General features: G+C 43.9%; 9 protein-coding genes and 5 pseudogenes. 7 read left to right on the top strand and 7 right to left on the bottom strand.

What is annotated here, in order from left to right; all coding sequences use genetic code 11:
• Positions 1–61: 61 nt before the first annotated feature.
• The 5 genes and pseudogenes from N4T56_RS21500 (at position 62) to N4T56_RS21480 (ending at position 3,765) form a co-directional block, all read left to right on the top strand.
• Positions 62–748, top strand: coding sequence for a response regulator (locus N4T56_RS21500; RefSeq protein ID WP_261734630.1), 687 nt, complete (start codon positions 62–64; stop codon positions 746–748).
• Positions 748–2,113: pseudogene (locus tag N4T56_RS21495) on the top strand (ATP-binding protein). The gene N4T56_RS21500 and the pseudogene N4T56_RS21495 overlap by 1 nt, the downstream one beginning before the upstream one ends.
• A gap of 70 nt (positions 2,114–2,183) precedes the next feature.
• The gene (locus tag N4T56_RS21490) at positions 2,184–2,867 is read left to right on the top strand and encodes a hypothetical protein (RefSeq protein ID WP_261734629.1); all 684 of its coding nucleotides are present in this window, start codon (positions 2,184–2,186) and stop codon (positions 2,865–2,867) included.
• 99 nt (positions 2,868–2,966) lie between these two features.
• Positions 2,967–3,430, top strand: a pseudogene (gene trmL, locus N4T56_RS21485) (tRNA (uridine(34)/cytosine(34)/5-carboxymethylaminomethyluridine(34)-2'-O)-methyltransferase TrmL).
• The gene (locus N4T56_RS21480; protein WP_261734628.1) at positions 3,430–3,765 is read left to right on the top strand and encodes a DUF2956 domain-containing protein; all 336 of its coding nucleotides are present in this window, start codon (positions 3,430–3,432) and stop codon (positions 3,763–3,765) included. The pseudogene trmL and the gene N4T56_RS21480 overlap by 1 nt, the downstream one beginning before the upstream one ends.
• Before the next feature lie 24 nt (positions 3,766–3,789).
• On the opposite strand, the gene N4T56_RS21475 is transcribed toward N4T56_RS21480, so the two are convergent.
• The 7 genes and pseudogenes from N4T56_RS21475 to N4T56_RS21445 all read right to left on the bottom strand — a co-directional run bounded on the left by N4T56_RS21475 (position 3,790) and on the right by N4T56_RS21445 (position 10,370).
• The gene (locus tag N4T56_RS21475; RefSeq protein WP_261734627.1) at positions 3,790–4,260 is read right to left on the bottom strand and encodes a hypothetical protein; all 471 of its coding nucleotides are present in this window, start codon (positions 4,258–4,260) and stop codon (positions 3,790–3,792) included.
• A 183-nt stretch (positions 4,261–4,443) separates the two neighbouring features.
• Positions 4,444–5,891, bottom strand: a pseudogene (locus N4T56_RS21470) (M16 family metallopeptidase).
• A pseudogene (locus N4T56_RS21465) lies at positions 5,888–7,216 on the bottom strand (M16 family metallopeptidase). The pseudogenes N4T56_RS21470 and N4T56_RS21465 overlap by 4 nt, the downstream one beginning before the upstream one ends.
• A gap of 43 nt (positions 7,217–7,259) precedes the next feature.
• A pseudogene (locus tag N4T56_RS21460) lies at positions 7,260–8,568 on the bottom strand (amidohydrolase).
• Between the two features lie 118 nt (positions 8,569–8,686).
• Entirely contained in the window at positions 8,687–9,325 is a 639-nt protein-coding gene (locus tag N4T56_RS21455) for a class I SAM-dependent methyltransferase (RefSeq protein WP_261734626.1), read from the bottom strand.
• Between the two features lie 30 nt (positions 9,326–9,355).
• Positions 9,356–9,739 carry a hypothetical protein gene (locus N4T56_RS21450; RefSeq protein ID WP_261734625.1) on the bottom strand — a complete coding sequence of 128 codons (384 nt, stop codon included), beginning with the start codon at positions 9,737–9,739 and terminating at the stop codon, positions 9,356–9,358.
• Between the two features lie 19 nt (positions 9,740–9,758).
• Complete coding sequence (locus tag N4T56_RS21445) at positions 9,759–10,370, bottom strand: tRNA-uridine aminocarboxypropyltransferase (protein ID WP_261734624.1); 612 nt, start codon at positions 10,368–10,370, stop codon at positions 9,759–9,761.
• A gap of 123 nt (positions 10,371–10,493) precedes the next feature.
• Between N4T56_RS21445 and N4T56_RS21440 the strand changes: the two genes are divergently transcribed.
• Positions 10,494–10,895 carry a putative porin gene (locus tag N4T56_RS21440; protein WP_261734623.1) on the top strand — a complete coding sequence of 134 codons (402 nt, stop codon included), beginning with the start codon at positions 10,494–10,496 and terminating at the stop codon, positions 10,893–10,895.
• A 2-nt stretch (positions 10,896–10,897) separates the two neighbouring features.
• Positions 10,898–11,452, top strand: a complete 555-nt coding sequence (locus N4T56_RS21435; RefSeq protein ID WP_261734622.1) for a hypothetical protein — start codon at positions 10,898–10,900, stop codon at positions 11,450–11,452.
• The last annotated feature ends 43 nt before the right edge of the window (positions 11,453–11,495 follow it).

Here is an 11,495-nt window from a genome sequence, read left to right as displayed (position 1 = left end):
TTGATTGAAAATCGGTATGTTAAGTTAACCTACCGATTTTATTTTGTGCTAGAGGAAAGTTATGAATCGCATTTTATTGATAGACGATGATATTGGTTTATCCGACCTGCTCAGCCAATTGCTTGAGCTCGAAGGTTTTGCATTAACCCAAGCCTATGATGGTGAACAAGGGTTATCACTCGCACAGCAACAAGATTTCGATTTAATTCTACTCGACGTCATGCTACCCAAATTAAATGGGTTTGAAGTATTGCGTGCACTGCGCCAACGCAAGCAAACACCGGTATTAATGTTAACCGCTCGCGGCGATGAAATTGATCGTGTTGTCGGGTTAGAAATTGGTGCTGATGACTACTTGCCAAAGCCATTTAACGACCGTGAGTTAGTGGCGCGTATTCGCGCTATTTTACGCCGAGCGCAAACCACACAGCAAGATACTCAGTCTAGCGACATGCTGCAATTTGGCGACCTACGCCTTGATCCAACTCGCCAAGAAACCTATTGCAATGAACAATTGATTATCCTGACTGGTACCGAGTTCTTATTGCTGTTTCATTTAATTGAAAAAAGCGGCGAACTGGTCACCAAAGAATCATTAAGTGAAAATGTATTAGGCAAAAAATTAATGCCGTTTGACCGCAGTTTAGACATGCACTTATCTAACTTACGTAAAAAACTTCCTGAACGCCAAGATGGTCGCCCTAGGGTGAAAACCCTGCGTGGAAAAGGTTATATCTGGATCCCATAATGCTGAAGGTTAATCCGTTCAATCGGCTATTTATTAAATTGTTACTGGGCTTCTGGCTATGTAGCTCATTAATTATTGCCTTAGTGGCAATGTTACCTTTATTGCAACTTAACCAAGATCGTTCCCCTTTGCCGCCAAGCCAAGAACGGATCTTGCAAAAAATGGCTGAACACATTCAGCAGCACCCAGATTTACTGACCGACAAAACGCTTCAACGTCAAAACCGTGGCCTGACCCAAGCCTAGGTCCATTGCGCATTTATATTACCGACGAGCTCGGTCAAGTCATTAATACTAAACGCGTATCACGGGTATTTAGACGCTTTCAATTAATGGCTGAAGAAGCCAATCATCCCATCAGCCATCAATTTAGAAACGAGCTGATATTTGGACCTTATCAGTTTGACGTTGAAGGCAAAAACTACAACCTATTTGGTCGCTTTCCAGATAATCATCCACGGCCATGGTTCTTCTTTTTACTGATAACAAATTACTCACCGCTGGGTTTGCCATTTTTTTATCTGGATTATTATGTGGGTTGCTCGCATGGTATTTAAGTAAACCGTTACGCTCACTTAGACTCAGTGCCAATGCGCTTGCTAAAGGTGACTTAGCTAATCGTGTCGATGCCGCCACCGCCAGTCGTCGCGATGAAATGAGCCAGCTTGCTGTCGCCTTTAATGGCATGGCTGATGCCATTGAGACGATGGTGAATAACCAGCAACGCTTAATGGGCGATATCTCTCACGAACTGCGCACCCCATTAACTCGTCTGCAATTGTCACTGGCGTTAGCCCGTAAAAAAGGCCAACACAGTACAGAACTCGACCGTATTGAATACGAAGCATTGCAGCAAGAAGCATTGATAAGCGAGTTATTAACATTGTCACGAGTGAGGCTCAACGCCTCAGAAAAACGGCTCACAGCAGAGCTAACCGAAACCTTAAGCCAAGTACTTGATGACGCCGAGTTTGAAGCTGAGCAACAAGGTAAACAACTGCATATCAATATTGATGAATCGATAAGCTTTGAGCATTTACCTAAAACCTTATCACGTGCAATTGAGAACTTACTCCGTAATGCCATTCGTTATGCCGAAAAAACGGTCTCAATAGCAAGCTCGCAATCTAAAAATCACATCACCATTGTGGTCAAAGATGACGAATCCGGTTTACCAGAAGCCGAACTAGAAGCCATTTTCACCCCGTTTTACCGCCCAGACAGCTCAAGAGATCGTGAATCTGGAGGGTGGGGATTAGGGTTAGCGATTACCCAGGCAGCCATTTATGCTCACAATGGTAAAATTATTGCCAAAAACCGTTTACCTCATGGACTCATAGTAACAATTGATTTGCCAACCAATTAATTCAAATTAGTGTTAAACCGTCGCAATGTGATGCTATGCTTAACATTATGTTCACATTGCTGAAGACTGTATGTACCGAATAATCATTGGTTTATTATGCTGTAGTATTTTTGCTAGCCAGGCACAAAATATCGATGTTATAGCGTTTGAATATCCACCTTATTTAACGCAACATCGTGCCGACCAGGGTGAGGCTGTTGCCTTACTGCAGCGTGCATTTGCCTACAGCGCATTAAGCCCAGAGATCACTTTTATTAAAAGTAGTGCTGCGCAAAACCATTTAGCCAACAATGATTGGTGTTTAAGCTTCTTCCCGCCTCAAAAACCAACCAAGCAACATTTACAAATTATTTTAGACGACAAAAAAATTCCGTTAACACTGTTTCGCTTAGCAGAGCCACAAGTGTTTATTGGTAAGGAACTGGCTGATAAAGTCATAGCCCATTTACCTATGGCCGTCGATGACAGAAAAGTGCGCTCATTTACTGATTTTGGCGCCACCTTAAAACTGGTCGATACCATTGAGCAAGGGGTGTCATTGTTGCTAGCGCAGAAGGTTGATTACATCTATAGCGACCAGGAGGCCATTAATGCCGCCAGCCAAAAACTCAACTTCCCAGCCATCTTACTGCAAGACTCCGCCATGGTGTTTTATCGATTCCCAATCGCCGTATGGCTCAACACTCAATGTGCTAGCGCAGTGGCAATAGAGTCTCACCTTAGGCAGCAACAATATTCAATTCACAGCTTTTAACTTTACCTGATGGGTGATTGATGACGCTCACGTGCGGCTGAGGTATACTTTGTTCCCGTTTTTATGCCTCGCACTCTAATGGTGCTGAATAAGGTTACTATGTTTCATATCGCACTCTACGAACCCGAAATCGCCCCAAACACCGGAAACATAATCCGCTTATGTGCCAACAACGGTGCTCACCTGCATTTAATTGAGCCATTAGGTTTTGATTTAGAAGAGAAAAAACTTCGTCGTGCCGGGTTAGACTACGCCGATTTAACTCAAGTGACGCGCCATAAAGACTATGCAAGCTTTTTAGCCGCAATGCCGGGAAAACGCATTATTGCATGCACCACAAAAGGCAGTCGTCCACATACCCAAATCGCCTTTCAAGATGAAGACATCATGCTTTTTGGCCTGAAACGCGCGGACTACCAATGGACATCATTAACGCCACACCGTTAGAGCAGCGTTTACGCATTCCAATGACAGCCAATAGCCGCAGCTTAAACCTGTCTAATTCAGTGGCGATTATTAGCTATGAAGCTTGGCGCCAATTAGGTTTTGTAGGTGCAGAATAATGAAACAAACACCGTCCCCAGAAACCCAAAATGATGCGATTTCTATGGCAAAAGCGACTCAAAAACCGGGACAAACCAAAGAGCAAACTAAGTTAATTGCCGCCGGCATTGAAAAGGGTATCGCAGAATATAAAAAACGTGAAAAAGCCAAAGCACGCGACCGTGACAAAGCCCGTAAGCAGCAATTAAAGGCCAAAAGTAACCATCGTCAAATCGATGATACAGATATACATCAAGGTGAATCAAATTCCCAAATGACCACAGCGGCCTGGAGTTTACTCGGATTATTGTTATTGAGCTGGGCAGGGTTTGCAGTTTACATGTTCATGGCGTAGCGTATCACTCAGGCTTATACAAGCTTAGCGCCCTAACCACTTTATATTGCTCGCTGTCATCATCAAGATAATGCGCACTTTGCTGCCATAACCACCCCCCCGGGGTTGATTAACACTCGCCGCTAGCGGGTCAAATTGCAATTGCACTAAAGCTGGGCGCTGATTAATCTCCCCTTTACCTAAAAAAGAATAACTGCCCGCATGTCGATACAAGGTTAATGACTGGCTGACATCGTCAGTCACGCCATTACTGAACACCAGCAACACCTTTTCTTGTTGCTGCCTAAACCACCATGTTTCACTGTTTGAAAAACGGCTACCACGGCTCACACTGATATATAAATTACGCTGATCAGCCGAGCACATCACCGAGGTCGTTACTGCCATTGGGTCTAATGTGGGGTTAGCTGCAGAGCCTTGCCACTCACCCACCAGCTGCGGGCATAACTCAGCCAATACAACCTTATCGGCATTCGCACTCAAAGACAGAGTCACACTCAATGCTCCTAGCAATAACAATAGGCGTTTTTTCATCATAATCCCTTAGGTTAATGAGCTGTAATACCATTCCGCGTTAGAATGTCAGTCTAACCTAACTTCAAGATAAAAAAATGGCTCACTAAAAACCAGTGAGCCATTTGATGCTTATTGACTACCTCACGTTGAGGTTAATAGCCCTTACTGACCAAATCCGGTATCAGTAATATTCACCTGAGTCACTTCACCGTATTGTGCGGCAATATCGCCGATCTCAGCTGCATTACCAATTAACACAAACTGCAGATTTTGCTGCGGGAAATACTGCTTAACCAATCGTTGAGTTTCAGCCAATGTAAGGCCATCCACTTTTGCTTGGAACTGGTTAATAAAATCATCGCTCATGCCATATAAATACATGTCAGACAATAGCCCAGCAAGCTGGCCGCTGGTTTCGTACTTAGGCGGAAACTGACCTTTTACATACGCTTTTGCTGAGTCTAACGTTGTTTGATCGATGCCCTTTTCCCACAAACGCGAATACGTCAGCAAAGCTAAATCAATGGCCTCTTTGGTGGTCGATGACTTAGTAAAGGTACTAATTTGGAATAATCCAGACTGTGAATATGGGCTAAAGCCAGAACGAGCACCATAGGTTAACCCAGCATTGACACGTAACTCGTCATTTAACCATGAGGTAAAACGGCCACCTAGAATGGTGTTCACTACCGTTAACCCAACATAATCAGGATTGTCATATCGAATGCCAACACCGCCAATTAAAAATGTGGTTTCAATGGCATCAGGCTTGTCGACTAACAACACTCTTGGCTTGGTTAGTGTTGGTAAGTCTTGGCTAAGATCGGGTTGCATCACGGTTTCGGTCACATGCCAATCACCAAACGCTTTATTGAGCTTGGCGGTCATCTCAGCAACATCAAAATCACCAACGACGTTAATGGTCATGTTATTGGGTTGATAGTAACCTTTATGGAATGCTCGTAGCTCGTTAGCATTAATGGTTGCGATAGACTCACTGTTGCCAGAAGCTGGATTAGCATAAGGGTGTTGACCAAAAACCAACTTGCTAAAGTAACGGCTAATCACTGCACGTGGGCTTTCTTTTTGTTGTGACAAACCCACAATTTCGCGCTGTTTAAGTTTATCAAACTCGGTTGAGTCAAAGTCAGGTTGGCGTATAACATTGCTGAAAATGGCCAACACATTGTCGATGTCTTTGGTCATCATATTGGCGCGCACATAAGTGCCCTCGGCATCGGCGTTGGTATTCACGCTAGCACCAATAAAGTCGAGTTGTTGCTCAATATCTGCTTTAGATTGACCCGCTGCCCCCAGCATTAAGCTTTGTGAGGTTAAATAGGCTAAACCTGAGGTGGTGTCATTAACCGCTCCGGCTTTTATCACTGCATCAAGGGTGACTAATGGCACTTCTTTTTGCACCATTAAATTAACGGTTAAGCCGTTATCTAAGATGATTTTTTGATAGCTTGGCATCACAAAACTTGGCCTGCCGCGACAGATTCAGTAGTGGTGCTTTGTGTTGCTGCACAACCCGCTAGGCTTAAACTGCATGCTAAGGCGATGGCTGATAACGACAAGGTCATTGTTGAATGAGTGCTGGTTTTCATTTGTCTGACTCCTCAGTCGCCGCGAGCACACCGACAGTGCGATTTGCTTTAATTAAATAGGTTTGTGCCACGCGCTGAATGTCAGCTGGAGTCACTTTGTTATAGGCTTCTGGCGCATTAAACAGCTTGGTGTAATCACCAAAATACAACTCATAGGTGCCTAGCGTGTTAGCTTTACCGTTAATGGTTTCCATAGTGCGATAAAAATCCATTAACTTGATGTTTTTCACTTTTTCAAGCTCTTGCTGAGTCACGCCTTGACTAGCAATTAAATTAATTTGCTCAATAAGTGCTTTCTCTAAGGTGTCGGCGCTCACGCCCGCATTGGCCACACCCAAGATATAAAACAGGTTTGGATCAAATGACATGGGCATATAAGTTTCGGCGGCTACGGCTAATTGCTTGTCGACTAACGCTTGGTAAAAACGTGAGCTGTTGCCCTCGCTTAACATTGAGGCTAATAAATCCAATGCATAATAATCGGCATGGCTAGTGGCTGGCACATGGTAAGCCAACATAATATTAGGGGTACTGACCGATTCTTTTTTAACAAATACACGGCGCTCACCTTTTTGTTCAGGCTCTACTGTGCGCACGGCTTTTGGCGGCGCTTGGGCTGGAATAGGCGCAAAATATTGGTCAGCTAAGGCTTTTACCTGGGCAAGTTTTACATCACCTGTAATCACCACTAACGCATTGTTGGGTGCATAATAGGTTTTATGATATTGCTGTAAATCTTCAAGGATTCATGCGGCAATATCTGACTCATAACCAATTACCGACCAGCTATAAGGATGCGCTGAAAATGCCACACTTTTAAGAGCCTCTTGAATGGTGCGCCAGTTAGAGTTTTCAAGCCCTGTGGTACGCTCAGATTGCACCACCCCGCGCTCGCTTTCAACCATTTCAGGGTTAATATCTAAGTTGGCGATGCGGTCAGATTCAAGATCAAAAATCGTTTCAATACCGCTGGCAGGGAACCAATCGGTATAGACTGTCATGTCTTCTGTTGTGTACGCATTATTGGCTCCACCAGCAGCTTCCATGGTGCGGTCGAACATTTTAGAGCCAAACTTTTTTGAGCCGTTAAACATCATGTGTTCAAAAAAGTGCGAAATACCGGTAATACCAGGTACTTCATTACGCGAGCCGACCTTCCAAAATATATACATGTTGGCATTAGGGATTGAGCTATCCTCAAGCACCATGATTTTCATGCCATTGTCTAAGGTAAAGCTATTAATGTCTTCTGCTTGTGTTGCTGACACAGTGGGTGTGCTTAGCACACCTAATGTCATCAACAAGGCGATGAGTTTATGAGTCATATCTTGCTCCTTGAGCGATTATCCATTGTGAATCTAAATAAGTTTATTGTGCCGCGCCTAGGGCGGTTAAGGCAACCTGGGTCATGGTTTGCACGCCCACTTTTAGCGCGCTCTCATCAACATAAAATGCCGGTGAGTGATTAGTGGCCACCTGGCTGACATCTTTGTCTGTTGGCGTCACGCCTAAAAAGAAAAACATCCCAGGGGTTTCTAAAGCATAGTAAGAAAAGTCTTCTGCACCGGTAATTAATCCCGGTTCAATCAGCATATTATCACCCACAACAGAGGCTATCACCGGGCGCATTTTGCTGACCAACTCAGGGTTATTTACTGTGACCGGATAACCGGGTTGGATCTCCGTCACGGCGGTAGCCCCAAGGGTTTTAGCCGCATTAGTGGCGATTTCGGCCAGCTTGATTTTAATGTCGGCGCGCATATCCTGATCAAAAGTGCGAATAGTACCAATAAGCTCAACTTCATCAGGAATAATGTTTGAGCGAATGCCGCCATTAATGGCGCCAAAGCTAACAACCGCTGGCGCTTTAGTAATATCGACCTGACGGCTAATAATGGTTTGCACACTGTTGATGATCTGCGCAGAAGCCACGATAGGGTCAACACCACCCCAAGGGCGCGAGCCATGAGTTTGTCGGCTCCATCACTTTGATCGTAAAGGAATCTTCACTGGCCATCGCAGAGCCAGAGCGTAAACCAATCACACCTGTTGGCATACTTGAGGTAACGTGCATACCAAACACTTGCTCTGGCTTACGCTTAGCAAATAAGCCTTGTTTTAGCATTAACTCAGCGCCGCCTTGCTCGCCTTCTGGTGCGCCCTCTTCGGCCGGCTGGAAAATAAACATCACATCACCGGCCAATCTATCTTTTACCTTCACGAGGTTTTCGGCCACGCCCATTAACATCGCCACATGCGTATCATGACCACAGGCATGCATCACACCGACTTTTTGGCCGCGATAAGTGTCTGTCGCTTTCGAAGCAAACGGTAAATCAACCACTTCGGTCACAGGCAATGCATCCATGTCGGCTCGTAAACCAATTAATGGCTCGGGTTTACCGCCTTTCAGTATCGCCACCACGCCGGTATGTGCAATACCCGTTTGCACCTCAAGCCCTAGCGATTTGAGGTGTTTCTCAATCACTTTACTGGTGCGAAACTCCCGATTTGATAATTCAGGATGTTGGTGAAGGTCGCGGCGCCATGCAATCACTTTGCTTTCAACTTGAGCGGTTAATTCTGCGGCATTAGGCACACTGGCCACGGTAGATGAGCTATAAACACTGCTAGCAAATACACTAGCAAATATGAAAGCGAGGGAGGTCAGGCGCATGTCAGGTCCATTTTTGTTGTTATTTGAGCAACAAAACTACCCTGAAACGCCTCTGTTGTTAACTATTTTACCGATTTACCCTATAGACAATTGTATCTATTTATTAACATATGCCAGTTTATATCGAGGGCAGCTGTAAAAATACGACATCATTGTCGATGATTTCAAGTTGCCAACCGCGTTGTTGTGCCAGCCATTCAAAGGTCTCAACTGAGTAAAAATTAATATGGGTTGGGTCACTTTTGTAGTGCCAATTAATAAAAACCTCTAAGCCAAGCACCCGCTTAGTCATAATGGCTAAAATGCCACCGGGTAACAACAATTGGCTTAATTTATCAATTAACAGATGAGCATCGGCAATATGCTCTATCACTTCGGTTAAACATACAAAGTCATATTGCTGATTAAGCGCCTGAGTATCTGGATGATAAAACAAATCATAATTAGCGACACTGACACCCTGGGCTGCTGCCATTTGGCTAAGCACGGCGCCTTCACCGCAGCCAAAATCTAAGCCTTTGGCATTAAGCCCAGTGCGAGCCAATAATGGCGTGAGTGTACGCGACAAAAACCGTTGGTAACCTGTATCGGCAAAGTCATTGTCGTGTAAATCATATTGGGCTTTTTCAGCCGTTTCATCTAAATAAAACTGCGAGGGCACCGACACTAAATGGCATTGTTGGCAACGTACATATTCACGATTTTTATCTTGATGAAAAGCAAACGTTTGCTGATGACACAATGGGCAAGACGACAAAGACAACACTCCAAATTATAGCGAAAAAGGTTATTGCTCAGATTGAGCAGGTTCGCTGGTTTCTTTCGGGATTTTACGAGTTTTCGCCGCAGCCTCTTGCGCTTGCTGTAAGTATTTTTGCTCGCGAGTTAAACGCTGTTCAGATTGCGCCTGTGCTTTTTCGAGTTGCTGTGCCTCCCAGTCATTTGCTTCATGTTTAGCTAACACTTTTTGTTCACGTTCAGCGGTGGCACTGGCAGCGTCACGGGCTTTTTGCAATTGGCTTTGCTCAAGCTCGGCTGATTCAATACGCGCTTGCTCGCCCTTTTCTGACAAGGTCATTTTTTTATGCGGCTTGTCTGTTGCATGAGCATTAACCGTAAGCATGCTGGCAAAACACATCAACATTATCATTGCAATAAGGCGAGTATTCATAACATCTATCCTTTGAGTCTTATCCCTTAAACTTATCGCTATCATAGCGCTGACGAACCGCCGCTGGCATGGCGGATAACTTATGGTGCACCATTGCGTTAAACACTGCAAATATTGGCGCGATATCGGCACTAGGCTCCAGGCTTGCTAGGGTATAAGCCGCGGCCTCAAGGGTAGATAAACTGTCACTGCGTTTGGCTTTGCGGATCACATATTGCGACTCATCGTCACACTCAAGGTGCAATGACGGATAGTTAAGTAACCAGGGATTAAGCTGCAACATGCGGTACGCTTTACGCCAGGTGCCATCAATTAGCACGATAATCGCTTTATTATCAGCTTCCACCTGACTTGCTGCTTGGCTGTGCTCATTGGGGTATACAATATACACAGGCCGATTTTGCGCGGCTAAATACCCTTGCAACTCAGCAAAGTCATCTGCAGTTTCACCGACATAAATCTGGGTTTGAGGCAACGCGAGTTTGAGCAACTTAACGGTATTTTTAGCATGCCCCACCTCAAATGGATGCTGCATGATGATAATGTCAGTTGCTGTAGTGATTGGTTTTACTGCATGACAAATGCAAGCTGACTGTGGGTATTGGCAATTAATACAATAACTTCTGCTCATATTTAATCTTATTTATGTTGCAATGTTGTAAAGTTCAACTCATTATGTCTCACCTTTATGATACCACCTCAAGGAAGAACCACTATCATGACAAGAGTTATAACTACCACTAAAGCAATAACAATGACGACTGTGTCTATTGCCTTAATGCTTGCACTTTCTACAAGTTCTGTTTATGCCGCTCAAGATAATGCCTATCACCACGAAGCTGAAATAGGCTTTTTAGACTCATCAGGTGAATCGGATGGTCTAGTGAACGCTAATTATCGCTATTATTTTGAAGCAGTTGAACAAGCCGATAAGCCATATGCATTGGCGGCATTTTTCAACCAAGGGTCTACTGTTTCAGTACGTTATGCCACAACTGACATTGAAGATTTATATAATATCTCCGGAGAATTCGTTTTTGACTCAAAATGGTTTTTGGGAGCTGGAGTATCACAATTAGATATAGATGATGCGGCATTTGACATCACAACATACGAGATTAGTGCTGGGTATTTTTTAGCACAAATTCAAAATTAACCTTGAACTACGCCACTAACTCAGAATCAACATCTAATAATGATTCAAATCAAGTACATGAATTTGAATCATATATTAGCCAAGATTTTGATGTTATCACGTTAACTTACGAACATTTTATCCCATTACAATCAACTGCTGGAATGTTTATCTCTAAAGTCGTAGGTTATCAAAACCAGCAATATATCAACAACGCAGTTCTCACGAAAATTGATGGTGCAACGCCGACTGTAGTGGAGGATTCTGCATTAAACATTGAAAATGATATTTATACTGTTGCGGTCTTCGCTGATTGGTATATCAATAATGCATGGTCAGTGGGTGCGACTTACTACCGGGCAGATGTCAATACTGATTTCAGAAGCAGTAATATTGATTACTCAGATAAAAGTAGCCACAGCGACAACATTACTGAAACAGGCGTAAACACACGTTACTTCTGGCATTTTTCAGATGTGTTTTCGGCTAAGTTTTCACTGGAACATTATTTCGACAATGGTGAGTATTATAGTGATTCAGAAACAAACATCGGTATTGCCATAAATGCCCGTTTCTAAATAAAAATGTAAAAAATACCCGCAGAATGTGGTTAGCATACTG

This window comes from Shewanella phaeophyticola (assembly GCF_025398315.1).
Taxonomy (GTDB): Bacteria; Pseudomonadota; Gammaproteobacteria; order Enterobacterales; family Shewanellaceae; genus Shewanella; species Shewanella phaeophyticola.
This window is presented reverse-complemented; position numbering and strand designations above follow the sequence as displayed.